19 protein-coding genes and 1 riboswitch are annotated in these 25,668 nt (G+C 54.9%); of the genes, 9 read left to right on the forward strand and 10 right to left on the reverse strand.

The window, feature by feature from the left end:
* The first annotated feature begins 10 nt into the window (after window positions 1–10).
* The 3 genes from JN414_RS11030 to JN414_RS11040 are packed head-to-tail and all read left to right on the forward strand — an operon-like array spanning window position 11 to window position 3,103.
* Window positions 11–1,039, forward strand: a complete 1,029-nt coding sequence (locus JN414_RS11030; protein WP_202207916.1) for a P1 family peptidase — start codon at window positions 11–13, stop codon at window positions 1,037–1,039.
* On the forward strand, window positions 1,032–1,895 hold the full coding sequence (locus JN414_RS11035; protein ID WP_202207917.1) for an alpha/beta fold hydrolase: 864 nt from the start codon (window positions 1,032–1,034) through the stop codon (window positions 1,893–1,895). The genes JN414_RS11030 and JN414_RS11035 overlap by 8 nt, the downstream gene beginning before the upstream one ends.
* A complete protein-coding gene (locus JN414_RS11040; RefSeq protein ID WP_202207918.1) occupies window positions 1,892–3,103 on the forward strand; it encodes a tetratricopeptide repeat protein in 1,212 nt (403 codons plus the stop codon). Before JN414_RS11035 ends, JN414_RS11040 begins: the two co-directional genes overlap by 4 nt.
* On the opposite strand, the gene JN414_RS11045 is transcribed toward JN414_RS11040, so the two are convergent.
* Window positions 3,104–4,102: an LLM class flavin-dependent oxidoreductase gene (locus tag JN414_RS11045; protein WP_202207919.1), complete on the reverse strand. Its 999-nt coding sequence runs from the start codon at window positions 4,100–4,102 to the stop codon at window positions 3,104–3,106. It lies immediately after the preceding gene.
* Between the two features lie 399 nt (window positions 4,103–4,501).
* Between JN414_RS11045 and JN414_RS11050 the strand changes: the two genes are divergently transcribed.
* Together JN414_RS11050 and JN414_RS11055 are read left to right on the forward strand one after the other, a co-directional pair.
* The gene (locus tag JN414_RS11050; protein WP_202207920.1) at window positions 4,502–5,842 is read left to right on the forward strand and encodes a gluconate:H+ symporter; all 1,341 of its coding nucleotides are present in this window, start codon (window positions 4,502–4,504) and stop codon (window positions 5,840–5,842) included.
* Between the two features lie 46 nt (window positions 5,843–5,888).
* A complete protein-coding gene (locus JN414_RS11055; protein WP_202207921.1) occupies window positions 5,889–6,644 on the forward strand; it encodes an SDR family oxidoreductase in 756 nt (251 codons plus the stop codon).
* 21 nt (window positions 6,645–6,665) lie between these two features.
* Here the strand turns inward: JN414_RS11055 and JN414_RS11060 are convergent, their stop codons facing one another.
* From JN414_RS11060 to JN414_RS11075, 4 genes are read right to left on the reverse strand one after another with little or no spacing between them, the layout of a single operon-like run.
* Window positions 6,666–7,658 (reverse strand): iron ABC transporter permease, encoded by a 993-nt coding sequence (locus JN414_RS11060; RefSeq protein WP_202207922.1) that lies wholly within the window; start codon window positions 7,656–7,658, stop codon window positions 6,666–6,668.
* Window positions 7,658–8,611, reverse strand: coding sequence for an ABC transporter substrate-binding protein (locus JN414_RS11065; protein ID WP_202207923.1), 954 nt, complete (start codon window positions 8,609–8,611; stop codon window positions 7,658–7,660). Before JN414_RS11065 ends, JN414_RS11060 begins: the two co-directional genes overlap by 1 nt.
* Window positions 8,608–9,366 carry an ABC transporter ATP-binding protein gene (locus tag JN414_RS11070; RefSeq protein ID WP_202207924.1) on the reverse strand — a complete coding sequence of 253 codons (759 nt, stop codon included), beginning with the start codon at window positions 9,364–9,366 and terminating at the stop codon, window positions 8,608–8,610. Before JN414_RS11070 ends, JN414_RS11065 begins: the two co-directional genes overlap by 4 nt.
* A gap of 2 nt (window positions 9,367–9,368) precedes the next feature.
* Window positions 9,369–11,594 (reverse strand): TonB-dependent siderophore receptor, encoded by a 2,226-nt coding sequence (locus JN414_RS11075; protein ID WP_202207925.1) that lies wholly within the window; start codon window positions 11,592–11,594, stop codon window positions 9,369–9,371.
* Window positions 11,595–11,684: 90 nt separating this feature from the next.
* Window positions 11,685–11,887, reverse strand: a riboswitch (cobalamin riboswitch).
* A 187-nt stretch (window positions 11,888–12,074) separates the two neighbouring features.
* On the opposite strand from JN414_RS11075, the gene JN414_RS11080 reads away from it, so the two are divergent.
* A complete protein-coding gene (locus tag JN414_RS11080; RefSeq protein WP_202207926.1) occupies window positions 12,075–12,923 on the forward strand; it encodes a fumarylacetoacetate hydrolase family protein in 849 nt (282 codons plus the stop codon).
* A 444-nt stretch (window positions 12,924–13,367) separates the two neighbouring features.
* Entirely contained in the window at window positions 13,368–15,485 is a 2,118-nt protein-coding gene (locus tag JN414_RS11085) for a TonB-dependent siderophore receptor (RefSeq protein ID WP_237390005.1), read from the forward strand.
* A 311-nt stretch (window positions 15,486–15,796) separates the two neighbouring features.
* Here the strand turns inward: JN414_RS11085 and JN414_RS11090 are convergent, their stop codons facing one another.
* Entirely contained in the window at window positions 15,797–17,293 is a 1,497-nt protein-coding gene (locus JN414_RS11090) for a CHAD domain-containing protein (RefSeq protein ID WP_237390006.1), read from the reverse strand.
* 50 nt (window positions 17,294–17,343) lie between these two features.
* Window positions 17,344–19,854 carry an alpha-glucan family phosphorylase gene (gene glgP / locus JN414_RS11095; protein WP_202207928.1) on the reverse strand — a complete coding sequence of 837 codons (2,511 nt, stop codon included), beginning with the start codon at window positions 19,852–19,854 and terminating at the stop codon, window positions 17,344–17,346.
* Window positions 19,855–20,130: 276 nt separating this feature from the next.
* On the opposite strand from glgP, the gene JN414_RS11100 reads away from it, so the two are divergent.
* Window positions 20,131–21,246 carry a sorbosone dehydrogenase family protein gene (locus JN414_RS11100; RefSeq protein ID WP_202207929.1) on the forward strand — a complete coding sequence of 372 codons (1,116 nt, stop codon included), beginning with the start codon at window positions 20,131–20,133 and terminating at the stop codon, window positions 21,244–21,246.
* A gap of 330 nt (window positions 21,247–21,576) precedes the next feature.
* Here the strand turns inward: JN414_RS11100 and JN414_RS17235 are convergent, their stop codons facing one another.
* The gene (locus JN414_RS17235) at window positions 21,577–22,176 is read right to left on the reverse strand and encodes a histidine phosphatase family protein (RefSeq protein WP_375781682.1); all 600 of its coding nucleotides are present in this window, start codon (window positions 22,174–22,176) and stop codon (window positions 21,577–21,579) included.
* Window positions 22,155–23,192 carry a threonine-phosphate decarboxylase CobD gene (gene cobD / locus JN414_RS11110; RefSeq protein ID WP_202207931.1) on the reverse strand — a complete coding sequence of 346 codons (1,038 nt, stop codon included), beginning with the start codon at window positions 23,190–23,192 and terminating at the stop codon, window positions 22,155–22,157. Before cobD ends, JN414_RS17235 begins: the two co-directional genes overlap by 22 nt.
* Before the next feature lie 36 nt (window positions 23,193–23,228).
* On the opposite strand from cobD, the gene cbiB reads away from it, so the two are divergent.
* The gene (gene cbiB / locus JN414_RS11115; protein WP_202207932.1) at window positions 23,229–24,221 is read left to right on the forward strand and encodes an adenosylcobinamide-phosphate synthase CbiB; all 993 of its coding nucleotides are present in this window, start codon (window positions 23,229–23,231) and stop codon (window positions 24,219–24,221) included.
* Between the two features lie 4 nt (window positions 24,222–24,225).
* Here cbiB and JN414_RS11120 read toward each other — a convergent pair whose 3' ends face one another.
* On the reverse strand, window positions 24,226–25,668 hold the full coding sequence (locus JN414_RS11120) for a cobyric acid synthase (protein WP_202207933.1): 1,443 nt from the start codon (window positions 25,666–25,668) through the stop codon (window positions 24,226–24,228).

Genomic DNA, 25,668 nt, shown 5'->3' on the forward strand with positions numbered 1-25,668 from the left:
CACACCCGCCATGACTTCCAGAATCCGCCATAATCTCATCACGGACATTCCCGGTATTCGCGTCGGGAATGTGCGCAATGTTCAACAAAGAACTGGCGTGACGGCGCTTGTGTTCGACCGGCCAGTTGTCGCTTCAGGCAGCTTTCTTGGCGGAGCCCCTGCACTTCGGGAAAATGCGCTTCTGGAGCCAGAAATGCTGGTGGATGGCATTCACGCCATCGCGCTCTCCGGTGGATCGACGTATGGTCTGGATGCAACCGCCGGCGTGCAGGCATGGCTGAGAGAAGAGTTTGACGCTCTTCCCACGCCAGACGGCCAGGTCCGCGTGCCTATTGTGGTGCAGGCCAGTCTTTTTGACCTTGTAAACGGCGGCGATAAGGACTGGGGGCGATACTCGCCTTATGCGGAACTGGGCTATCAGGCCGCACAAACAGCATCTCACGGTCCCTTCGAACTAGGGACCGAAGGCGCCGGAACGGGCGCAACCACTGCGACCGTAAGAGGGGGACTTGGATCAGCCAGCGCCATAACCTCCAGCGGGCACACGGTCGCAGCGCTTATGGTCGTCAATGCTGTCGGAACGGCCACGATTGGAGACGGACCGCACTTCTGGAGCGCGCCTTTCGAACAAGGTGAGGAGTTCGGAGGGCACGGCTTCCCGCCACATCTGACAGCAGATGACCTCAAACTCCGCATGAAGCCGAATTACGTCGCTGGAACCACAATCGGCGTTATTGCCACTGATGCTACCCTGACGAAAGCGCAAGCCAAACGCTTGGCCATTCTGGCGCAGGATGGCGTCGCACGTGGCGTTTTCCCCGCGCATCTTCCGCAGGACGGAGACGCAGTGTTCGGCATCGCTACAGGCGATGCACCCGCGCCCGCTTCCATTGAGGAGTGGACCGAAATTCTGCATACGGCCACACAGGTCACAGCCCGAGCGATCGCGCGCGGCGTTTATGAGGCATCGCCCTTGCCAGGCGAGCCCACTCGCCCCACGTGGCAGGAACGTTTTGGGAGGAATACCAACCATGACTGAGACACTTCCACCAGCAGAAACATTCTTCCGCGTTCCAGGCCGCAGGCTTGCCGTCTCTTCAAAACAGGCTGGAAGCGACACAACGCTTTTTTTCGTGCACGGATTGGGCGGGAACCGTCAGCAGTGGCGGCTGCAGTGGGCCCGGTTTTCCAAAGAGCCCGTCAATCTCGTCGCATGGGATGCGCTTGGACATGGCGAGAGTGCGCGCTCCAAGCACGAACAGGTTTTTGCCAGTCGGTTTTCTGTACAAGATCTGGCCGCTGTTCTGGCTGCTTTCCCTTCGCGCAAACGCATCATCGTCGCTCATTCCTTCGGGTGCCGCATCACGTTGGAATGGATTTCCGGACTACTTGCTGCTGGAGATGACATACCCGTTGATGGCCTCATTCTGTTGGGTCCGGCATCTCTTGCCCCGTCACTGAAGGGGCCGATGTTTGGAAACTGGATGGACCGACTGCCCTTCTGGCTTGCCTCGTTTGCAAGACCGGCTTTACAGGCGCGCTTCGAAAAGCTCGCATGGGCTCCAGACGTAGATCCAGAGATACTCAAAACCGAGCGTCAGGCGACGAAGCGCAACAGCCTGTTCATGATCAATGCTGTCCGTTCAGGTGCGGCCCCGGTCAATACGGAAATCCTGCGCCGTTTTGACAAACCCGTGCATATTCTTGCAGGTCAGAACGATGGCATCGTACCCCTGACGGAAGTCAAGAAAGTGCATGATTTTCTCCCCAACAGCACCTTGGATATCCTGCCAGCCTGTGGTCATCAAATCATGCTGGAACAGCCTGTTATCGTAAACCAGTACATTGAAAAAGAACTTCAGCGACTTTCCTCCTCTCCGGGAGAGGCGCCATGACTCAGGACGTTCTGAACAACGATATTTCTGCTGACCAAGCGTCTACGATCGCTGGCATCAATGATTTTATCCTTGGTTACCTTGGATATGACCTGCGTCTGGTCAAAATTCTCGAAGTTGCAGACCAGTCAGAAGACTGCCTGGCGAACACCTATGCCGGGCTGCTCTGGATGCTGTCTGAAACAGGTGATGTCCCCTCAGAAGCGCGCCGATATCATGAACGCGCAGCTCAATCCGTTACGAGTGCCCTTCCGCGTGAAAAGCTTCTGTTTTCAGTTCTGGAGGCCTCTATTGGTGAGGACCCAGAGGCTATTATTCGCCTGACAGATTGTATTCTCGCCCAGTGGCCGCGCGATCTGGTGACGCTGAAACTTCGGCAGTACCACGATTTCATCCGGGGTCGCTTTGAGGACATGCTGGCCGTTGCGTTACGCAGCGAAGATGCCGCCGGAGACGTTGCCGCCCTCCACGGTATGCTGGCTTTTGCCTATGAGCAGTGCCACGATTTGCCTGCCGCTGAGCGTTCTGCCCGCACAGCTCTTGCCATGGATCCATCGGAGCCGTGGGCCCAACATGCCCTTGCTCATGTTTTCCTGACGCAGGGACGCATTGATGAAGGTACTGCGTTTCTTGAAGAGCGGTCTACTGGCTGGAAAACGCTCACTTCCTTCATGGACACCCACCTATGGTGGCATCTGGCTCTCTTTTACCTTGCACGCAATCGGGTAAGCGACGCTGTTTCAGTTTATGACCAGCATTGCTGGACCAGAGAACGCAGCTTCTCACAGGATCAGGTTGGCGCAGTATCCCTTCTGGTCCGTCTGGAGCTGGCGGGAGCTGATGTCGAGGACCGATGGACGGACCTGGCGAACTGGCTCGCTTCACGGCAGGACGATGTCAGTCAGCCCTTTCTGACCCTGCAATATCTTTACGGACTACTTCGCGCCCATCGTCCGGAAGGGCAGCATCTGCTGCGACGTATCGAGGGCCTCTCCGGGCAAAACCTGCCAGACCAGCGAGCATGGGATCTGGTAGGCATTCCTTTAGGCCGTGGGCTGAACGCCTATCTTCACAATGAAAATGCTTCAGCCCTGCTCTCTTTCAACGCTGCGCTTCCTCACTTGCAGGACATTGGTGGCAGCCACGCCCAGAGAGACCTTTTCATTCAAATCCATCAGGACCTGAAGCGGCGCATGTCCCAGGCTTAATCAAGCCCCCACGTCTGCCTTGATCCTGGCTGTAATTTCAAGCGAGCGCTTGCGGCTGTCCTGATCATGAATCGGGACAGCCACCATCAGCTCGTCAGGCTTGTGGCGTTCCAAAAAGCGTTTCAGGTGTCCCGTCACACTCTCTCTGGACCCGGCAAACGTATAAGCCAGTGTCTGCTCAAGCAGCGCCTGCTCCTCTGCCGACCACAACGACAGGATATTGCTGACAGGAGGCGGAAACGCGATAGGCCGTCCGCGACGCAAGGCCATGAAATACTGGTATAGTGACGTCGCCAGGCGCTTGCCATCTGCTTCCTCATCCGCTGCAATGACATTGACTGTCAGCATCACATGAGGCCGCGCGCATCTTTCGGACGGCTCAAACCGTGACCGATAGAGAGCAATGGCCTCTTCCATCTGCGCTGGCGCGAAGTGAGATGCAAAGGCGTACGGTAGCCCCAACTGGGCGGCCAGAACGGCCGAAAACAGAGACGACCCCAAAATCCAGACCGGAACGCGCAGGCCCATTCCGGGAATGGCACGTATCAAATGCGTATCTTCCGCCGCCATGGGCTCGAAGTAATGCAGAAGCTCAACCACATCTTCCGGAAACCTGTCAGGCGCTGACGGATCGCGCCTCAGAGCACGGGCTGTTCTTTGGTCGGCACCTGGTGCCCGGCCCAGACCCAGATCTATGCGGCCAGGAAAGAGCGTCTCCAATGTTCCAAATTGCTCTGCAACAACAAGGGGCGAGTGATTTGGGAGCATGATTCCGCCAGAGCCCACCCGAATACGGGTCGTTGCCCCAGCCACCTGACCGATCAGAATAGCCGTTGCCGCAGACGCAATTCCCGGCATGGAATGGTGTTCAGCCAGCCAGTAGCGATGAAACCCCAGATTTTCCGCTAGCTTGGCAAAATCGATTGTATTCCTGAACGCCTCACGAGGGCCTGCGCCCCGTGTGATGATTGAGAGATCAAGAACAGAAAACGGGATCATTGTGTGGTCCTTGAGGTCAATGCGTTCAGACGTACGGCACCGTAGCACGAACCGACAAAGCCGTAGCCATTGTCACCGTACAGACTCCTGACGCGGCACTTCACTGATGCGTTGCGTTCAAGTTCCCGTCATTCAGGCGCTTCATTACTGTCGGGTCAGGACCAAAAAATGCAGGAATAATTTAAAAATTCACAGCTTCCATATTCTTCAACGCACGCATTTGAGCGATGGTGAAAGCCTTCTGCCGAGATCATGACGCAGACTTTACATCCGTTCTTTGAGGCAATCGGCGTATGGGTCTGAGAAAGTTTCAGTTCTCTGCAGGAGCCTCTCACGTAACGGTTTTTTCTGGTTTCCGCTTCTGAACTGTTTCCTCGTTCTGACAGGGCTGCGTTCCATATGACAACAACCTTTGCCATTCTGCTGGCAACAGCCGCAATCATTGCAGTCGTCGTACTCATTGCGCGTTTTCGTCTGCATCCTTTCATCGTTCTCTTCAGCGTTTCTATTCTGCTGGCTCTTTGCGCGGGTATGCCTGCGGACAAGGTTGTCGCATCATTCGAAGCCGGGGCCGGCCACGTCCTTGGGCACGTTGGCACAATCATTGCTCTCGGCACCATGCTTGGCAAAATGCTGGCTGAGTCCGGAGGCGCTGACCGGATTGCCCTGACAATTTCAGAGCGCGCGGGTCGTCAACGGATTGACTGGGCCATGATGGTGATAGGCCTGCTTGTGGGGCTGCCAGTCTTCTTCGAAGTTGGCGTTGTCCTGCTCTTCCCGCTCGCTTTCGTTCTTGCAGCCCGAACGGAAACATCGCTGTTGCGAGTAGCTCTTCCCATGGGTGCGGCGCTTTCCGTTACACACGCCATGATCCCGCCTCACCCGGCAACGCTGCTCGCCCTCTCGGCCTATCACGCCAACACGGGCACAACGATTTTCTGGGGCGTTCTGCTGGGAACACCGATTGCGGCCATCTCAGGCCCGCTATTTGCGCGCTTCATCAGCCCTCGTGTTCTCATCACAGAAAAGAATGCGTTGGCAGAACAGTTTGTACGGCGTGAGATCCCGACAAACCTCCCAGGTTTTACGGTTACCGTCCTAACCATCACATGCCCCGTCATCCTGATGCTGATCGGCTCTTCCGCGGACATGTTTACGACTCCGAGAAGCGCACCAAACATGTTCCTGCACTTCATCGGCAATACGGACATTGCGCTGCTTCTGGCGACCGTCATGTCGTTTTACGTGCTGGGGCTGGCCCGTGGATTTTCGCGGGAAACCATTCTTCGCTTCACCAATGAGTGTCTTGGCCCAACGGCTCTGATCATGCTTCTGGTTGGCGCGGGCGGGGGCTTTGGTCGTGAACTCATTGATAGCGGCGTCTCGAAAGCCATCACGGACGCGGCCGTCAGCGCGCACGTTCCACTTCTCGTGCTCGCATGGCTTCTGGCCGCGATCGTCCGCGTCGCTTGCGGATCTTCTACTGTTGCCATGAGCACGGCCTCCGGCATTGCGGGGCCAATCCTCGCGCACTCGCAGGGCGTATCGCCAGAACTTATGGCGATTGCCACCGGCGCAGGGTCCGTGGCTTTCGGCCCCATGAACGATGCCGGCTTCTGGCAGATGAAAGAATATCTTGGCCTGACAGTGCCGCAGACAATCAAGACCTGGTCAGTTCTGGAAACGATCATTGCTGTTCTGGGACTGGTCTTCTGCGTTGGTATTTCAATGTTCATCTGATCCGCGTTTGCAGAGCGCTGACACAGTAAAGGAAGAAGGATTTTCCATGAGTATATCTCTTTTTGACCTGACGGGACGTCGCGCTCTGATTACGGGATCGTCTCAAGGTATCGGCTTCAGTTTGGCTAAAGGCCTGCAAGCGGCGGGCGCTGAAGTTGTTCTGAATGGGCGGAATGCTTCCAAACTCTCGGCCGCAGCCGAGGAACTGGGAGGTGTCGAGACACTTGTTTTTGACGTGACCGACCATGTAGCTGTTCGAACGGCAGTCGATCGCTTCGAAGAAGATACCGGGCCCATTGATATTCTGGTCAACAATGCAGGAATGCAGCACCGCGCGCCCTTGGAAGACTTCCCACCAGAAATGTTTCAGAAGGTTCTTCAAACAAACCTGACCTCCATTTTCAATGTTGGACAGGCTGTTGCGAGACATATGCTAAGCCGTGGACGAGGTAAGATCGTCAATATCGCTAGCGTCCAGACGGCCCTCGCCCGCCCGAATATCTCCCCCTATACGGCCACCAAGGGTGCCGTAGGGAATCTGACCAAGGGGATGGCAACCGAGTGGGCAAGACACGGCCTTCAGTGCAATGCCATTGCGCCGGGTTACTTCGACACGCCTCTCAACGCTGCGCTCGTAAATGATGCAGAATTTTCAACATGGCTGGAAAAACGCACACCTGCGGGTCGGTGGGGACAGCTTGATGAGCTGACGGGGGCCTGTATTTTCCTTGCTTCCGGCGCATCTTCGTTTGTGAATGGCCATGTTTTGTATGTGGACGGCGGTATCACGGTGTCTCTCTGAAGCAAACGCGCCAAAGACACATCAGCGCCTTGTTAGAAGACCCATCAGGAAACAGGCACCTATCGCAGAAATGACTATTCCAACTGGCAGCTCCTGAGACGGCAAAAGACAGCGGCTGAGAAGATCTGAAAGGATTGTCAGCATCCCCCCCGCGACCATAGCGGGGACAAGAATATTTCGAACAGACCGTCCCCAGATGGGCCTTATGAGATGAGGCACAATCAATCCGACGAAGCCAATCGGCCCACATAATGCTACTGTCGTTGCACAGCTAAACGCGCAAAGGGCAAGAACACCAAGCCGTAGCCTTCTGGTTTGCACCCCGAGGGACGCTGCGGTTTCCTCCCCGGCCATCAAGGCATCCAGATCAGCGCCAAAAGCCCATTTACCGAAGATCACGGGCAAAAGCCCCAACACGACAAGTGGCAGGGCCGACCAGCGAGCGGCGGAAAAACTGCCCATCGTCCAGAACAGGACGGATTGCGCCGTATTACGGTCACCCCAGAAAATCAGCAGGTTTGTCAGAGTAGAGAAGACAAAGGAAATCGCCAGGCCGGACAGTAGCATCCGTTCCGTTGAGACCCGTACGCCAGACCGTAATCTAAAAGATACCAGCAGTAGAAGCGCAGAAGTTGCCAGAAATGCCCCACCGACTGCACCAAAAGCGATCGTCCAGACGCCGAAAACATCCCCCAACAATACGATGACAGCAACAGCGCCTGTCGCTGCACCCGAGGATAGCCCGAAGAGAAACGGATCTGCCAAGGGATTACGGGTTACGGCCTGAAGAAGCGCTCCTGCACCGGCAAGAATTGCTCCGGTCAAGAAGGCCAGAACCAGCCTTGGCATTCGCAGGGACCAGATGATCCGGGCGGCAATATCATGGCTGGCTGGACCGCCCAAAAGACCCGCTTGCAACGAATGCCAGGGAAGAGAAGCACTTCCGAGCGCAACTTCCAAAAATGCCAGCACACTCAGAGCCGGCAAAGCGCTGATGCTAAGAACACGCTTCATCAAGGTGCTGCGTCCGGATGGAGAAAGGTGGCAATCTTTTCGATCACATCGATATTGGCGGGAGACGGCGTCATTTCATCATAACGCACAACCAGAACACGGTTTGTCTTCAGGGCCGTACTCTCTATCAGCAATGGCTGGCTTCGCAGAAATTTCAGACTGTCTGAAACACCGGCCCCATAATCCATCACCAAAATAGCTTCAGGATTACGCAAACCTGCGTTTTCCCATGAGGCAGCGCCCCAGTTTGTCGGTAAATCACGAAAAATATTTTCGCCCCCGCCCAGCCGGATCAGCTCTGTCGCGAGGGCATATTGACCAGCTGTAAATGGCCGATCGCGGCCACTGTCATAGAGAAAAACACGTAACGAGTGATGGCCCTTAAGACGATCCTGAATGTGCTGAACGCGCCTTTGCCAACCTTCAACAAGTTGCCGAGCCTGCTGCTCCCGGCCAAAAACCTGTCCAAGTTTTTCTTCGTCGCTATACAGAAGGTCTAACGTTGGAAGAGCCGTAGACTGCCCTGCCCTGAAGCAGCTTTCAGACAGAACAAGCGTCGGAATACCCTGAATTGCCAAGGTCTCAGGTGTCACATCCCCACCGACATGCATCCCATAATTCCAGCCGGCAAAGAAAAAATCTGTTCCAGCATCAAGCAATTGTTCAAGACTGGGATAATGGGTCGCGATTTCCGGGATATCGCCCTGCTGAGCTTTAAATCCCGGTGTGTATTTGTCCCAGCCTGATATCCCCGTCAAACCACGAATATAGGGCTGCAAATGCAAAGCAAAAGCCATTTCTGCCATATTAACGTCGTGGATGACAGCATGCTCTGGCTGATGCGTGATCGTTACGGGCTTCCCGCAGCTCTGCACGGTAACCGGGTAGGCGAAGGCCGTTTGCACGGCAAAGCCACAAAACCCCAGAAACAGTATAAAGGCAGGCGCTTTCATGCGCCTCGCGGCCTAAAAACGAACGTCGTGCTGCCATCATCCAGTTGAACGGAATGAACATTCAAGCCGAACGCATGCCCTAGTTCTGAAGAGAGCAAAACCTCAGAAGACGCCCCATCCAGAATGATTTTTCCGTCCCTCATCAAGAGAGTTCGCGGCGCAAAATCAGGCACGAAAGACAGGTCATGCAGGACGGCCACGATTGTCAGAGGGAGGTCACGAAGCAGATTTAAAAGCTCTGCTCTGGCCGCAAGGTCCAGGTGATTGGTGGGTTCATCCAGCAACAGTATTTTGGGGGTCTGGGCCAGACATCGCGCCAGCATCACACGCTGACGCTCACCACCAGAAAGACTGCCAATCGACCGTTTTAAAAAAGGTTCGACACGGAAATACTGGATCGCCGTTTGCAGAGCCGCAGTATCCTGCTGCGCCTGAGGAGTGCCCCGAAACGGGAGACGACCAAGTGCGATGTAATCCTCAACTATGAAGTCAGGAGTTACATCATCGGTCTGGGAAAGCCACGCAACCTTGCGCGCTACCGCAGGTCTGGAAAGGGCGCAGAGCTGCGTTCCTTCCAGAAATATCCCCCCTTCCGTGGGCGAAATTAATCCAGCGAGCAGCCTCAGAAGCGTGCTTTTCCCAGCACCATTGGGGCCAATGAGTGCAACATGCTCACCCTCCCTGACGGAGAGATCCGTCAAAGAGAGTATGCGGTCATACCCGGCAGCATGCGTCTGAAGCACAACCTCAGACACGATCAGAAACCAGCCTGAACACTGATCGAGAAAGACCGCGGCGCCCCCAGCATCACTTCACTCGGATAACTGGTATCCGCCCACTGAATGAAGTGCTTGTTTCCCACATTGTCTACCCGGCCATAAACCGTCACGCCACGATAGGCGTGCCATGCCGCGAAAAGATTGACGAGCGCATAATCTTTCAGACTCAGGGTATTGGCGTAATCGCCCTTGCGGGCAGATACGTAACGCATGCCAGCCCCCAGATCGACCGGCAGATCTGCAACCCGGGACCAGACACCCCACAGGTTGGCCGTTACAGCCGGAACGTTCGGGACCTCGTTCCCGGAGGCATTCACTGACGCTGAAGGATGGAATGATCCATAACGAGACCACGTATAGGCTACATTTCCGGACAGGCTCCAGTGTTTGCCCAGCGTGAGGTCCCCTTGCCATTCCACACCCCGTGACTTCTGAACGCCCGCCGTTGCCACGCTGTCCACACCGGTGGCAACGAGAACTCGGGTACGGCGGATATCATACAGAGACAATGTAGAGGACAGACGGCCTTTCCAGAAAGAGCCCTTCGCGCCAATTTCCCCCTGTCTGGAATGACTCAGGCGCGAAAACTGACCTTTGTTAACCAGGAAGATATTAGAGCCCGGCGGATCTTCAGCCGTCGTATACACGCCGTAAAGGCTGATGTTGTCTGTCAGATCATAAACAGGGCCAATCCTGAAGTTGGCAGGATTGTAGTTCCCTTTGAAGCTGGTCGCAGGGTTGAACGCACCAGACTGGCTATAATTCTGACGATCCAGTTTTAGCCAGTCGTAGCGAAATCCACCCACCACACGCAGATCGTCCCGCACGGTCAGGACATCTTCCATGAAGATGCCTGCGTCCACCATGTTTGTAGGAGATTTCGTATATGGATACTCCCCTGCAAAGCTCCCCACGGCCGTGCTTTCGGGGCTACTCAGAGAAACACTGTCTGCATATGTCGCGTCCGGAAAACCACGGTTCCGGATGAGCCGCACATAATACGCGTCTCCACCGACGACCAGACGGTTCTTCATTCCGAAAACATGAAAATCAAACTGGCCATCCAGCGTGTCACCAACCTGATGCTGGTTCATATAAACATAGAACCGATCCCGGCCGACCCGACCGGGTGCAATGGCACTTCCGGCTGCGTCTGTCTGCCCAGATGAACCGATATAACTGTAGGATTCAGCGTTATTCCAGTTCCGCTTGGCGTAAAGGACATAGGTTTTATTGTGGAACGTCATGTTCTCCGTTGACTGCCACGTCAGATGGAGCGTCGGGGTCACATTGACCGAGCCGGCTTTTGCATCCTTGGCATTGTAATACCGCCAGAGCGATGACCGGCTTACGCCTAACCCCTTGGAAGACGACAGCAGGCCGCCCACGCCATCATGGACCTGAGCCAGCGGGACCAAAGGGGTTCCATAATACGTCGACAAGCGATCTGTCAGATAGTCGACGCCAAAGCGGGCTGTAAATTTCTTCGAAGGGTGCCAGAGCAACGTTGTCGTGAAATCGTTGCTGTGTGGGTCTGCGCCAGCAACGTATCCATCAGACGAGGTACGACTAAAATCACTTCGAATGGCCAACGTGTCAGTAATGGGAACCGAACCGCCCAGGCCAGCATTCCATGTATTGAAACTGCCATAAGATATCAGCGCATTGGCATGCGGCCCATCAAATGCAGGATCACGCGTGCGCATGTCCACGGTGCCGCCGACAGCGCCCTGCCCGTAAAGAACGGACGACGGCCCCTTGAGAACCTGAACGCTCTCAAGATTAAAGCTGTTGAGCGGACGGTTCACCATCGTGGTCGGGCCGTAATAAATTCCGTCCCGAAGGATCAGAACCTGATTTCCGCTGAAGCCGCGCATCATCATCTGCGCCGGACTTCCAGGAGATCCACCGGAAGAAACGCCCGGTGCGCTGTCTGCGGCGTCTTCAGCATGCGCATAGCCGCGCTGCTCCATCACGCTGCGCTGAATGACATTGATGGTTGCAGGGTTATGCTGAACCGTCAGCCCGAGCCTGCCCCCGATAACAGCACTGTCCTTCAATGGCTGCGCCCGGCCATGCGCCGTAATGTGCTCCTCTTTCGCCTTGGTTGCTGCCTTCCTGACATCTTCTGTCTGAGCAAATGCGGGCTGAAAGACGGTCAATGCCGCGACGGGCAACACACCGACAAAACTAATTTTCCTCATGGATAACGCAAACTTCACTCAACAATGCGTCACTACGATGAGCAGGATAAACATCCTGCTGCGTCCGGTGCACCCCGCCCTTTCGCTTCGTCCATGACCATTTTCGATGGCAGGTCTCCTGGCTTGCAGATCATCGGCAGATCGCGAGCCTTCCCAAGGCTGACGCCCCAGTGGCCGGGTTCCCGGAACCCATCGTGATCAGCCTCACCGCTCACAGTTGCGGGGGCAGCCGCAGCATTTCACTGCGTTCCCTTTTCATCCCCTTCCGGGGAACCATCATTGAGCAGGGGCATAACCGAAACTCCCATATAGTCAAACACGTATGTTATAACATATCAATAACTGAAGTTATCAATTTGAACAATGGGGCGCCTTCGCGTTTGGGGCAGCGGCCATGAACAGGCCCCTCAATCCCTTGGAAGTAGCGCCTAAACATGCCTAATCTCATGCTTCCCCACTCTGGACAGAAAGTGTTGCAGGATGAAGCTCTGTCGTTTTGGTCCCTTGAATCAGGAAACACCCGGACTCATTGATGACACTGGCATCCTGAGAAGCCTCGAAGGGGTTTTGCCTGATATTACAGCTGCCCATCTGTCTCCAGAGCAGTTGGACGCCTTGCGGGCGATTAATCCGGATACTCTCCCTGTCATTTCAGAAGCACCACGCTACGGTATTCCGTTCTCCGGTGCCGGAAAGTACATCTGCATTGGTCTGAACTATCTGGATCATGCCGAGGAAGCAGGCCTTCCCCTCCCCTCAGAGCCAATCGTCTTCATGAAAGCCATCTCTGCCCTGACGGGTCCGAGCGATGGTATTCTGATTCCCCAACAAGCCACCAAAGTGGACTGGGAAGTCGAACTCGCAGTCATTATCGGCACAAAAGCGTCCTACGTCTCCCCGGAGAAGGCTTTGGAGCATGTGGCGGGATATTGTGTCGCCAATGATGTCTCTGAACGCTCATTTCAGATGCAGACAAGCCAGTGGGACAAAGGCAAAGGCTGCGACACATTCGGGCCTTTGGGACCATGGCTTGTGACGACCGATGAAATCGCCGATCCGCAATCGCTTTCCATGCGGTTAGATGTCAACGGACACCGTCGACAGACCGGACATACCTCCAACATGATCTTTGACGTCCGCAGCATCATTTCACATGTCAGCCACTACATGACCCTGATGCCAGGCGATATCATTGCCACCGGCACACCAGCGGGCGTTGGCATGGGTATCAAGCCTCACCCAGTCTATCTCGAACCGGGGGATGTCCTGGAAGTGGAAATCGAAGGGCTTGGCATTCAAAGACAGACGGTGAGGTCAACTCACGCCTGAACGGATAGAAAGACTTTCACACAGCGCGATTCTTGAAAAAACATCCGCTTTCGTAATTATTTTTTTCGTAAAAAATACTTGCCCGCTCAAGGTGGCAGGAAAGCTGCGCTGAATATAACAACTGCGAATTTGAGTGAATTAAAGATTGAAGTTTTTGAGAATGAATATCATTTGTAACTTTAAGAAAGACGGGAACTCGGTTGAAATTCCCGTGAAAATTCATTTCAGCGGAGGCAGTTAGCCCGTTCCATGAGACTTCCAGCGTCGAACGTTCCTCAACGTACAAATTTTGGTCCAATGCTTTTTACGGCGCTCCTCCTCTCTGGCACATGTAATGGTGCCTTCGCTGCTGCAGTTGATGAGGGTTCGCCAGATACACGCAAGAAATCATCTTTAGCGACGAGTAACGCAAAGGAACGTTCCGCTTCAACACAGCCTCACAATGTGCAGCGCAAACATGTTGCGCAGGCAGATGATACGCCTGGTAGCATCGAACAGCTTCTTGTGCAGGGACATCGACGCAATGCGTCCACAGACGGCACCGGAACCTATACGGTTTCCGCGGTCTCCACGACCAAGATGCTCCTCAAACCGATGGATATTCCGCAATCCATCTCTGTTCTCAGCAGTCAACAGATGAAGGACCAGAATCTCAATACGATTGATGCAGCTCTCAAACAGGTCGCTGGTGTCAACGTTAACATGTACGGTGATGGAACAGGTGGCTATACAGCCCGTGGCTTTTCGCTTCAGGCTCAGTATGACGGCGTTCCTTCCATGAGCGGTCTGACGTTCAGTCAGCAATACGATTTGTCCATCTACGATCGGATTGAGGTCCTTCGGGGACCGGATGGAATGCTGCAAGGTTCCAGCACACCAGGCGGAAGTGTCAATTTCGTTCATAAGCGCCCGACAGAGCAGTTCCAGGGGAATGCTTCATTCTCTGCTGGCTCGTGGAACAACTATCACACCACCTTTGATATTGGCGGCCCCATCGCGAATTCGAAAATCGTCTCAGCACGACTGGTCGTCGCAGGAACAGACCGTAATCAGTTCTATAGCAATGCCTACGATCGGCGATGGACGATCTATGGGGTTACGGATGTGCACCTGACGCTTCACGACACACTGACAGTCTCCGTGACGTCTCAAAGCAACGATACAACCCGCTACATGGGTCTTCCCAGAGCCAGCAATGGTGCAGATCTTGATTTACCTACCAGCACCTTCATAGGCGCGAACTGGGGTAAGTCCGAAGTGCCCATGACGGAAGTCGAGGCACAACTCGAGCATCTTTTTTCTCATGGTTGGCGTGGGCGCTTCAACTACCGTCATCGGATCTCAGCCACGACGCTGCAATACGCTTATCTCAACGCTTATAATGCCGGCGCAAAGAGTGGGAATTTCGTCGAGGCCAACACACGCTACGATGAGACCAATGACGGTCTGGACGCCTACGTCACTGGGCCTCTTCATCTTTTTGGACAGAAACACGTCCTGATGATGGGAGCGAACTATGACCGTTACCTCTATGAAGGCGGGGGCGCCAGTGCAAACTCTCGCACCTATACGGCCCTGGCTGGAATCCCGATCAGTGCTAACAATGCCATCCCGTCCCTTGCCCTCCCTACAATCACCAATCGCTATTGGGAGCCGTCCACACAATGGGGCGTTTATGGTCAGGCGCAGATCAAACCGATCTCAAGCTTTGCTATCCTGATCGGTGGACGCGTTAGCGGGTACGTCAGCAAGACACGTCGAATCTCGCCCTATGTGGGCAGAACCAACACAGATATCGACCAGCAAGGCATTCTGACGCCCTATATTGGCGGGGTTTGGCACTTGCGACCGAACATCTCAATGTATGCCAGTTACGTCTCCACCTTCTCGCCCCAGTCCGTCTTTGACACAACGGGACGTCTTGCGCCTGTCCGCGGCAATCAGCTTGAAGGAGGCATCAAGGGAGAGTTCTTCCGCGGACACCTCGGTATGACCCTGTCTGGCTACAAGATCATCCAGAAAAATGAGGCTATTTATAACGGCACAATCGGCGCCATCTGTGGCCCCGGTGGCATAGATGACTGCTACGTCGCCACAGGTAAGACGCGCAGTCAGGGCGCAGAAGCAGAATTGATCGGCCGCCCCCTGGAGGGCTGGGACATCAATGCCAGCTATACGTACAACGATAACAGGATCGTCAATAACGGTAGCGCGACACAGTCTGGCCTGACCTATGCTGGCAACTCACCCAAACATCTATGGAAACTCTGGACACATTACCGTTTCGAACCCTATCGCGGTGCGCAGAAAAACGTCTGGAGCATTGGCGGCGGGCTCAATGCGCAGACCAGTACCTTCGGGACAAACCGCACCGTAACGCAGGGTGGATATATCATCGGATCCATTCAGGCGGGATACCAGTGGAACAAGTATCTTTCCCTCTCCGCGACGCTCAATAACATTGCCAACAAGCGCTATTATCAGCGCTTGGGCAATCTCTACTACTACAACTATTATGGAGAGCCGCGGAACTTCATGTTCACACTCAGGTCGAATTTCTGAGGGATATTTCAGACGGCTTCATAAGCTCTCTGCAAATGGGCGGGGCTCCATAGGTAAGGATCTACCGCGTTCAGAGCTTGTGGGGCCGTTTTTTCGGTATGTGTATCCGGTCCGGTCGTTCCAGGATCGGTCTGTCTAGACCACAATAATATCATGATAAGTCCGGCAACCACGACAATGATTGTCAAAAAAACCCAGCGTCTCTCCATGATCTTTACTCCCGGCAGCAATCAGCCATATTCGTCGGCCGCCTCTGAGAATCATAAGCCAGAGCATGACCAAGGGTTTCCGCTACACACAAGGAAATAACCTCACTCGCACCAGAGCGGGGCATCTTTCGAAAAATTCTTCCATCGTTTGGGGAGTTTCTTAAGGATCTTCTTCCGATCCTGATGTGCAGCCTGGATGATCGCGTCCCCTGCCTCGGCTAGATCCGGCCTTTCCCGGATCGCCTGGTTCACCAGGGCCTCTGCTGTTGCGGCATCATTGAAACGACCGAACAGTTCCTGCAAATCCTTGCAATGGCTCATGTAGGTTTCGAGGTGGCGGCCCTTATAAAGGGGAAGAACAGTCTCGATACTGTATCGCAGCCCTTTCAATGCCTTGCGGACGTTATGAAGCTGCAGGTCTGATAGTTTCCCGATATGACGCCCCCGATGCTGGACCTTGCGCGCCATTCTATCCAGCAAAACAGGCGCATGATCTTCCAAAAGTGCTCCGGTGAGTTTTGGCCCAAAGACAGCAGCGGGATCTTCCGTACTCTGCCCCAAAGAAAGCAGTGCAGAAGTTATGCGCGGATCGGTCAAATTCTGCCGCATCTGCCCTAAAGCGTCTGATCGTCTTTCTTCTGCAAATTGGCTAAATTCGGCCCGAGCCTTTTCGGTCATGTGGTTCGGTACAATCTCCGTCAGGAAAACATCCCAATCTCTGACATTCCCAAGAGACCGTCCAATTTTCTGCAACACCATCGCCTCATTCGCAAACGCGCCTTTTGGAAACAGAGGGCGAAAGGCTTTCAGGATTGTCCGTAGCCGCCGAAGAGCCACTCGCATCTGGTGAACGCCCGCGACGCTTCCCTGCTCGGCTGACGGCTGAAGGGTCAGAAAAGCCGCCAGAAGCCCTCGGACAGACTGGCTCCAGCCCTCCCCAACAGTTACATCACCTGTAAAGACAGGGGCTTTAATCATCGCACCATCGGGATAGAGGCCTGTTGCCAGCCGGACGCCCCTCATAGGAACGGTCTCCCCGGTCAGCCAGATGGGCAGATCATTCAGGGTCTGCGCCATGCCGTAGAGACTGCTCACATCCCCTCTGACCAGCATCAGATCCAACGTACAAACAGCTTCCGCCAATTCTCCAGCCTGCACCGATCCGCGAGATAGAGTAATCCTGATGGTGTGACCATCAGACGCCTGCTCCCCCTGTAACTGCCAGAAATCCGATCGGTATATTGGGAGCAATGCACCTGAAAGATCCAGGTTCGCAGCCGGAGTGGCTTCAAGCAGCGTTGTCTCGGGACGTAATCCCTTCCTGGACCAGACCCATCGTTCTGAAGACTTCATATTCGGTAAGCCAGACCATGCTACAGGCTCCAGCCCCTGAACCGAAAAACGGCCTTCCCGCCCTGTGCACAGCGCCCAATCATGGCGAGACAGCAGACACGATGCCGTGTCATGAAACGTCCAGACCCGATGGCGAGGCCTGATACTTTTCAACGATGGAGCAATAATCGGGTGATGTCGAATGAGAGGCCATGCTTCTGGCAGAAAGCGAAATGTCATACGTTGCGGCAAAAGGCTTCGGATCATTGTTCTTTCCCCTCCAGCATGACCACTCATGAAGCGTAAGCCCTCATGCCCTAACGTTGCCAGAGGATAAAAGGAGCTTCCAGCGGAACGCTGAGAATGTCTTCTGCTGGAATGATCCGTAGCGTACACTCTGCCGCAGGCGCAGGGAGCTCGGTCTCAAGAGTATAGGCAATCCAACCATCTTGAAGATGATGTTCTGCCTGTGTCAGGGACTTGATGCGTGGATGACCATTCTGCGGATTGGCATAGAACTGAACACTAAACAAAGCAGGGTCGAGCATACCGGGATGAATGAATGCATGAGCTTTCTGTTCTCCCCCACTCTCGGGAATGACAACCTCACCGATCCTGAGACTACTCCAACCGGCAGAGAGGGCTTTCTGCTGGTCCAGAACTGTTCCAGCATCCTCCCCGTGTTCGGTCAAGCGGCGTCTGTAGCGCTGTGCGCCTGTTAGATAGAACTGTTCCGTATAGTCGCGAACCGTTCGGTTCGCGGAAAACTGAGGCGTCAGACGCGCCATGCTTTCGCGCATTTTCGCCACCCATGCGCGCGGTATTCCGCTGGGAACGCGTTCATAGAACTCAGGAAGAACATGCTCTTCCAATAGTCTGTAAAGTTCCTGCGCGTCAGAATGGTCATAAGCCGGATCTCCCGCATGTTCCAGACCATCCCCGAGCGCCCAGCCAACTGCTGGCGCATAGGCCTCAGCCCACCATCCATCGAGTTCCGACAGGTTCAGGCCACCATTCACCAAAACTTTCATGCCGCTGGTTCCGCTGGCCTCCCAAGGGCGCCGCGGTGTGTTCAGCCACAGATCCACCCCCTGAACCATTTTCTGCGCCAGAGCCATGTCGTAATCGGCGAGGAATATGACTTTCCCTACGATATCCTGACGTTGGCAGAAGCGGACCCAGCGCGTGATCATAGCTTGCCCCTCCTGATCACGCGGATGAGCTTTACCTGAAAGAATGATCTGAACCGGGCGATCAGCATGTCGCAACAGACGGACGAGCCGTTCCTCGTCGTACAATAGAAGGTCCGGGCGCTTGTAAGTGGCAAACCTCCGCGCAAACCCGATTGTCAGAGCCTCCGGGTTCAGGGTTGGCGCGGGCAGACACCATAGCCCGTCTTCACCAACGATACATTGCCGGGCAGAGAGCTCCTCTCCCAGAGCCTGAACAAATCCTGCGCGGGACTCACACCGGCTGTTCCAAAGAGTCGTGTCGTCAAGGCGCCGCACAGCATCGCCCAGACCTTCCAGATTGCCTTCCCACCGACTTCTCCCCCCGACCTGGGTCCAAAGTTCATCAGCCGCTACTGAATCCCAGGTCGGAGTGTGAACGCCGTTTGTCACATGAGAGACTGGGACTTCGCTTTGTGGCCACCGCGGGAATAAGGGCGTGAACAGGGACCGGCTGACAGCTCCATGCAACTGGCTCACGCCATTGACAGCACCGCTGCACCGAACGGCCAGATAAGCCATATTGAAGAATTCATCGCCATTCTCTGGATCAAGCCGCCCTAGCGCAAGAAAATCCTGAATGGGCATCCCGAGACGCTCTTCGGCATAGAATGTGAGATGGCTTTCGATGAGTTTGGGCGGGAAAAGATCAAACCCGGCGGGCACAGCAGTGTGGGTTGTGAAGATTGTTCCAGCGCGGACAATAGCCCGAGCCTGCGCGAACGGGATTTCCTCTTCTTCCGAAAGGCAGCGGGCCCTCTCCAGCGCTGCGAATGCTGCATGTCCCTCGTTCAGATGGCAAATATCTGGCCGGTGCCCTAAAGCATGCAGCAATCTCCAGCCCCCAATTCCCAGCACCATCTCCTGCCGTAAGCGAAGCTCTGCATCTCCCCCATAAAGCTGAGTTGTAATGCAGCGAACAGCCGGAGGATTGGACGGATCGTTCGTATCCAGAAGATAAAGGGTTGCCCGGCCTACAACGGCTTTCCAGGCCCGAAGCCAGATTTCACCCGTCGCTGTCTGAACAGAAAGTCGGAACCAGTCCCCGTCCGGGGTCAGGACTGGCTGTATTGGAAGCTGGTCAGGATCATTAAACGGATAGAGCGCGCGCTGCTCGCCTGCTGGGGTAATGACCTGGCGAAAGTATCCCTGCGCATAAAGGAGCCCGACAGCGACAACAGGAACACCCAGATCACTCGCCGCCTTAAGCTGATCAGCGGCCACATTTCCGAGACCACCAGAATAGATCGGGAGTGCCTCGCTAAGCATATATTCCATGCTGAAATAGGCGACCTCAGACAGCTCCGTTTGACTATGGTTTTCCGCAAACCATGTTGGACGTTCGAGCTCATATTTGCGGCGCTCTATACTGGCTTTTAGAAGACGCCGAACGTCCGTATTCTGCAGAGCATCGCGTAGCTGAGCCTTGGGTGTGCGGGTCAGAGTGATCCATGGATTATGAGTTCTGTCCCAGAGGTCCGGATTGATCATCTGCCAAAGCAGATCCGCCTCGTGATTCCATGTCCAATGCAGATCAAGCGCCAGCATTCGCAGAGCTGCTTCTGCTGCACGCGGCATACGAGGAGACGTGTCGACCATAGAACCGGAACTCCCATGACTGTCCGTGACCAGCTCTCTGGAGGTATGGCCATTTCAGTGAACAGGACAGATTGCGTACATTAAGCAACTGGGGCGCTAACGCATGAGAACCAGGGAAGGATAAGGTGAACCCGCTGCCAGACATGCTTCGTGACATCACATTTTCTGATAAGCGCACGAAAGAAGGTGGGCTTTAGCTAAAAACCTCTGTTCCCCTCATCCGTTTGCTATGAACGGCGCTGTTCTTCAAGAACTGCCCCATTAATGAGGTGCGTCATGCTCCGGAAGCTTCTGCTCGTCTCAATAATAGGTTCATGCGTTGTCCCGTCAGCATGGGGTGCTCCCTCCACGAAAAATTTGTCTGTCGCTCGGGGCTTCCATCTAGAGATCGTATCCGCTGATGTCCGTGGTGCGCGGGAAATTGCCCTTGGAGACAGGGGAACTATTTTCCTTGGCTCGATGGGGCCCGGAAAGGTCTATGCCGTCTCCAGTGTTGGGAATCCCGGAAAACCGGTTCAGGTCCGAACTGTCGCCAGTGCCCTCGAGACGCCTTCAGGCGTCGCATTTCACGACGGAGATCTCTATATCGCTGAACCAGAAAGACTTCTGGTTTTAAGAGATATCGAAGATCATCTGGATGATCCCCCCAAACCGGAAGTCATCACAGATCATTTGCCCTTCAGTGACGGTGACCATTTTTGGAAGTTTATCGCCTTCGGGCCAGATGGAAGGCTTTACGTGACCATCGGGGCGCCCTGCAACGTCTGCGATGTTGGGCGTGATTTTGGAAAAATCATCAGCCTGAAGCCCGACGGCACCGACAGGCAGGACGTGGCTTACGGCATTCGCAACTCAGTTGGTCTAGCATGGCGAAAAACAGGAAAGGACCTGTGGTTTACGGATAACGGCCGCGATATGATGGGCGATGACGTCCCTTCTGACGAATTAAACACCCTTACACGGCCCCAACAGTCTTTCGGCTATCCGTATTGCCATCAGGGAGATGTCCCCGATCCCCATTACGGAACAGACCACTCCTGCGGTGAGTTTACTCCGCCGGTCCTGAAGCTAGGGGCCCATGTCGCAGCATTAGGTTTGCGATTTTACGAAGGCCCTGCCGCGTCACGTTCCTTAAATGGTGCATTGCTGATTGCAGAACATGGGTCGTGGAACCGGAGCGTTCCATCAGGGTATCAGGTCGTTACAGTAAAATTTGATAGTACAGACCATCCACAGCAACCAGAGCCCTTAATCTGGGGTTTTCGGCGGAACGGACGGACTTTTGGCCGCCCGGCAGATGTTCAACCAATGCCTGACGGCAGCATTCTCGTTAGTGACGATTTTTCCGGCTCGCTCTACAGGCTGACTTATGCCTCTGCCGTACAAAAATAAGTATCATAGAGTTGGAAGAGCCGGCACGGGTGCAGCGACCCGCCGGACAGTTTGAACAGAGGCTATCCGCAGCCAGAAACGGGTGACGATAGCCCCCAGTAGAATCATGAGAAAATAACGCATATCATTCCCCTTTTCAGAGGTTATCGTGAAGCATAAACTTGGCGAATATGCGCAGGAACTATGGCAAACGTGATTCAGAACGTAACAGTTCCCGTTCTGAATAAGGAGAAAATAAAATGTCTTTTGGTATTATTATTCTGGTGACCCTTGTGGCGGTACTTTTTATTCTCGGGCCCATTCTTGTTGCCGTCGGCGCAGCCGCTTGGATTAACGATCGTTTTCTGAGCCGAAAATAACTTCAAACGTTATTCTATTGTTTGGAACGGACACGGCCTGGACCCGCCACGTCCTGTAAAAAGAGAGGACGCTCCAACTCTGCGGAAGAATATCCAGCTTCTCCACCGCTTCTGCATTCAGGCCCATGGCCAGCAAAGTCAAGGCTCGCACGACCTCAGCGTCCACTCCCAAAATTAAGGGATTTTGCGCCTCCCTGATGTCTGATAGCCACCCGGCAAGACGGGCATACATTTTGGTCCGGCTCTCACCAGCCGGCGGTGAAAAATCGGGGTCCATCATCCATTGTGCCAGACTTACTGGCGATAGGGTTTTAAGGCTCTGTCCGCACCAATCACCATAGTCATGGCCCCTAAGTCGCTCATCCACGGTAACAGGACACTCGGAATGAGCCTCAAGCCATGCTGCATCAGAGTTGCACCCTGTCAGGATGGGCAGGGACTTTGGCCAAAAACTCCCTTCCAGGCACTCTGTGTTACGTTGTTCACCGCTCTCGGGGAAAACGCTCCGCTTCACAGATGGGTATGGGGGGAGAGCAAAACAGAACAGCTTCATTTTACGTGCTTTGACCATTCCTGAAGCGCGCGTTCCAGACGATCCCAACCAGCACTATCCCGCGGCAGACCAAATCTCAGTTCCGTTGGGCGCTCCGGGAAAGCACGGGTTACGATGCCGCATCCACAGAGGAATGCCCATAGAGAAGCCGCCTCATCCGAACTGACCAGACAGAACAGAAGCGTGTTTCCTTTGATGGTCAGACCCGCCCGTTTTAAGATTTTTGCAAGACGTTGTGCGTCCTGCTCCAACCGGGCTTTCGTTCTACCCAGCCAGTCCTTATCCGACAGGGCCTGACGTCCTGCGGACAGAGCCAGGGCGCTGACCGCCCAATCCCCTATCAGCTTCCGCATTTGATCTGCCGTTCCGTTGGACGCAATCAGGAAACCAAGCCGTACGCCCGGCAATCCGTAGGTTTTCCCAAAAGAGCGCAAAACCATAAGGCCGGTTTGCGGGAAAGATGCAGCGGCACTTTCGTGCTCGAAATCCGCATACGCCTCATCTACGATTAACCGTCCACCGGAGGCTGCACAGCGCTTTGAGAGTTCCAGAAGCGTCTCGACAGGCAGACATCGACCGTCTGGATTATTCGGATTACAGACTACGCACACAGCCCCCGCTTGCCCTGCGGCAGCTTTGAAAGCCTGAATATCCGTCACGATCGACACGTTGACCCCTGCGTTTCTCCATGCCTGTTCGTGGCCAGAATAGGTGGGTCCGAAAATGAAGACGTTTTCTGCCTTCAGCACCAAGGGCAACAAGGCGATAAGCAACTGTGTGCCCGGCCCCGCTACAATCATGTCTTCAGTCGGCACACCGTAAGCTGCCGCTGCTGCTTTTAGGAGCGCCGCCTCATCTGCTGTTTCCGGTAGCCGGGTGAGCATGGACATTTCTACGGGAGAAAGAGGGTATTCGTACGGACTAATGCCCGTGGAAAGGTCTATGAAAGGCCTCGGGGCCTGCGGGAAGCGCGCCATCACCTGCCGCACCTGCCCCCCATGCACCGGCATGTTTTTCAGCACCGATCGCATCATGCTAGATCAAGCCATCCGGATGAAACACACAGGCCCATGACTTTCTCCCTCCTGTCCCACACACTGTCCGTTGCCTGTCTGGCCTGTGCGATTGAAGCCGCTTTCGGTTATCCGAACTGGATTTTTCGCAAGATTGGCCATCCAGTCATGTGGATTGGTGCCCTTATTGCGCGACTGGATCGTTCGCTCAACCGCTCGCAGGATAGCGCTGTCCGGCAACGGTTATGGGGAATAGTCTGCCTGACGATCCTCGTTGGCTTTCCGCTCCTAGTTGTCTGCATGGCCCTTCAGTGCATACACCTTCTGTTTTCCCCTCTGCTTGTCTGGGGGATGGAAGGAATTATGGCCAGCACTCTGATTGCCCAACGTTCCCTGTGGGAGCATGTCCAAGCGGTCCACACTGGCCTGCAGACAGCGGGACTGGCAGGTGGCAGAAAAGCGGTTTCCATGATTGTTGGCCGTGATCCTGAGCAACTTGACGAAGCGGGCGTAGTACGCGCGGCTATTGAAAGTCTGGCTGAGAATTTTTCCGATGGCGTTGTTGCGCCGCTTTTCTGGACTGCCCTCTGTGGCCTGTCAGGCGCAACCGCTTACAAATCAATCAACACAGCAGACAGCATGATCGGTCACCTCACGCTTCGACACAAAGCCTTTGGGTGGGCTTCTGCGAAGTTGGATGATCTGGTGAACCTTCCCGCCTCCCGTCTATCCGCTCTATGGCTGGTTTTGGCAGCACTCACGATGCGCGGTACTAACTCGACTGAGGCATTTCGAGCAGTTCGGCGAGATGCAGGCCACCATCGCTCCCCAAACGCCGGTTGGCCGGAAGCCGCCATGGCAGGTGCGTTGGGCCTTAAGCTTGCTGGCCCCAGAGTTTATAACGGCATTCTGGTCGAAGATTCATGGATGGGCGACGGCCGTGCCACGGCAACCGCTGACGACCTCTGGCGAGCTCTCACCCTCTACCGTCGGGCCTGCTTCATTCAGGGAGCAGTGCTGGGCCTGCTCACCCTTCTGTTCTGGCTTTGAACGATCAGACAGGTCGGGCCAATGCAAGAAGCGCATCCAGATCAATGCAGGCTTCAAGATGGTGCGCCCAGGCATCCAGCGCAGCCTCAACCCGCTCATCATGATCCTGAAGGTCAGGCCCGGCGCACCCTACGCGTGAAAGAAGAGCTTTCCGCGCGTTTCCACCAGACAGAACCCCATGTAGATAAGTTCCCCAAACACGGCCGTCAGGCGAAACGGCACCTTCAGGCTCACCGTCTACCGTTGCAAATGGCCTCTGAGTATCAGGACCAGCAGTTCGCCCGACATGAATTTCATAGCCAGTGAGCGGGGTCCCTTCCGGCACCAGTAATCCACTCACTTCTGTCAAACGCTTATCATTTGTCAGAACCGTCTGCCCGTCCAGCAAGCCCAAGCCCTCGACGAGACCCGGGGGGCCTTCGATCCCATCCTTGTCCTCAATGGATTTTCCAAGCATTTGATATCCACCGCAAATGCCAAGAACACGACCGCCACGGCGGGTATGCGCCTTCAGGTCAATGTCCCATCCCTGTTTTTTGAAAAACGCCAGATCAGAAATAGTTGCCTTCGAGCCTGGTATGATCACAAGGTCACAAACTGGAAGGGGCCGACCAGGTGCCACGATCTCCAGAGTGACGCCCGGATCAGATCGCAAGGGGTCTAAATCATCGAAATTGGCGATCGTGGGTAGCTGCGGCACGACAACCCGTAAGCCGTCGCCTACTGGCGTTTCGTTCACAAGATCAGATGCGTCTTCAGCGGGAAGGTCACCAACATGCGCACAGTGTGTGACGAGACCAAGCTTTTCCCACCCCGTCTGGCGTGAAATAGTGGTCATGCCATCGGTAAAAAGCGAAGCGTCTCCACGCATTTTGTTTACGATAAACCCTTTGATCCGCCCTGCATCCTGCCCTGACAGCACCATTTTTGTTCCCACAAGGCTGGCAATCACGCCCCCCCGGTCGATATCACCAATGAGCACGACGTCCACATCGGCGGCTTCGGCAAAACCCATATTGGCAATGTCGTTTGTCCGCAGATTGACCTCTGAAGCCGATCCGGCCCCTTCAATCAAAACGATATCAGCTTCTGCCGCCAAAGTGCGAAACGCGGACAACACGTCTGGCATAAGCATTGTTTTAACGTCCTGATAAGCACGGGCCCGCACGGTTCCTCGCACTTTTCCTCGAACCACAAGCTGGGATCCTGTCTCGCTCTGTGGCTTCAACAGCACAGGATTCATGTCCACGGTGGGCGGAACCCCGCAGGCACGAGCCTGAAGAGCCTGGGCGCGGCCAATTTCGCCTCCGTCTCGGGTCACGGCGGCGTTGTTTGACATGTTCTGAGGCTTGAACGGACGCACTGTAAGGCCACGTCGTGTCAGGGCTCGTGCAATCCCTGCAACAAGCACAGATTTCCCAACGCTGGAGCCCGTTCCCTGAAACAT

This window comes from Gluconobacter sp. Gdi, from assembly GCF_014132155.1.
GTDB lineage: Bacteria > Pseudomonadota > Alphaproteobacteria > Acetobacterales > Acetobacteraceae > Gluconobacter.

Bases quoted from the DNA above. Each gene is read 5' to 3' on its own strand.
- JN414_RS11035 (WP_202207917.1), top strand. From the start codon at position 1,032: ATGACTGAGACACTTCCACCAGCAGAAACATTCTTCCGCGTTCCAGGC.
- JN414_RS11065 (WP_202207923.1), bottom strand. From the start codon at position 8,611: ATGAAAGCGCCTGCCTTTATACTGTTTCTGGGGTTTTGTGGCTTTGCC.
- JN414_RS11120 (WP_202207933.1), bottom strand. From the start codon at position 25,668: ATGTTTCAGGGAACGGGCTCCAGCGTTGGGAAATCTGTGCTTGTTGCA.
- JN414_RS11030 (WP_202207916.1), top strand. From the start codon at position 11: ATGACTTCCAGAATCCGCCATAATCTCATCACGGACATTCCCGGTATT.
- JN414_RS11075 (WP_202207925.1), bottom strand. From the start codon at position 11,594: ATGAGGAAAATTAGTTTTGTCGGTGTGTTGCCCGTCGCGGCATTGACC.
- JN414_RS11060 (WP_202207922.1), bottom strand. From the start codon at position 7,658: ATGAAGCGTGTTCTTAGCATCAGCGCTTTGCCGGCTCTGAGTGTGCTG.
- JN414_RS11040 (WP_202207918.1), top strand. From the start codon at position 1,892: ATGACTCAGGACGTTCTGAACAACGATATTTCTGCTGACCAAGCGTCT.
- cbiB (WP_202207932.1), top strand. From the start codon at position 23,229: ATGACTTTCTCCCTCCTGTCCCACACACTGTCCGTTGCCTGTCTGGCC.
- JN414_RS11050 (WP_202207920.1), top strand. From the start codon at position 4,502: ATGACAACAACCTTTGCCATTCTGCTGGCAACAGCCGCAATCATTGCA.
- JN414_RS11090 (WP_237390006.1), bottom strand. From the start codon at position 17,293: ATGATCCGAAGCCTTTTGCCGCAACGTATGACATTTCGCTTTCTGCCA.
- JN414_RS17235 (WP_375781682.1), bottom strand. From the start codon at position 22,176: ATGGTCAAAGCACGTAAAATGAAGCTGTTCTGTTTTGCTCTCCCCCCA.
- JN414_RS11100 (WP_202207929.1), top strand. From the start codon at position 20,131: ATGCTCCGGAAGCTTCTGCTCGTCTCAATAATAGGTTCATGCGTTGTC.
- JN414_RS11055 (WP_202207921.1), top strand. From the start codon at position 5,889: ATGAGTATATCTCTTTTTGACCTGACGGGACGTCGCGCTCTGATTACG.
- cobD (WP_202207931.1), bottom strand. From the start codon at position 23,192: ATGATGCGATCGGTGCTGAAAAACATGCCGGTGCATGGGGGGCAGGTG.
- JN414_RS11045 (WP_202207919.1), bottom strand. From the start codon at position 4,102: ATGATCCCGTTTTCTGTTCTTGATCTCTCAATCATCACACGGGGCGCA.
- glgP (WP_202207928.1), bottom strand. From the start codon at position 19,854: ATGGTCGACACGTCTCCTCGTATGCCGCGTGCAGCAGAAGCAGCTCTG.
- JN414_RS11080 (WP_202207926.1), top strand. From the start codon at position 12,075: ATGAAGCTCTGTCGTTTTGGTCCCTTGAATCAGGAAACACCCGGACTC.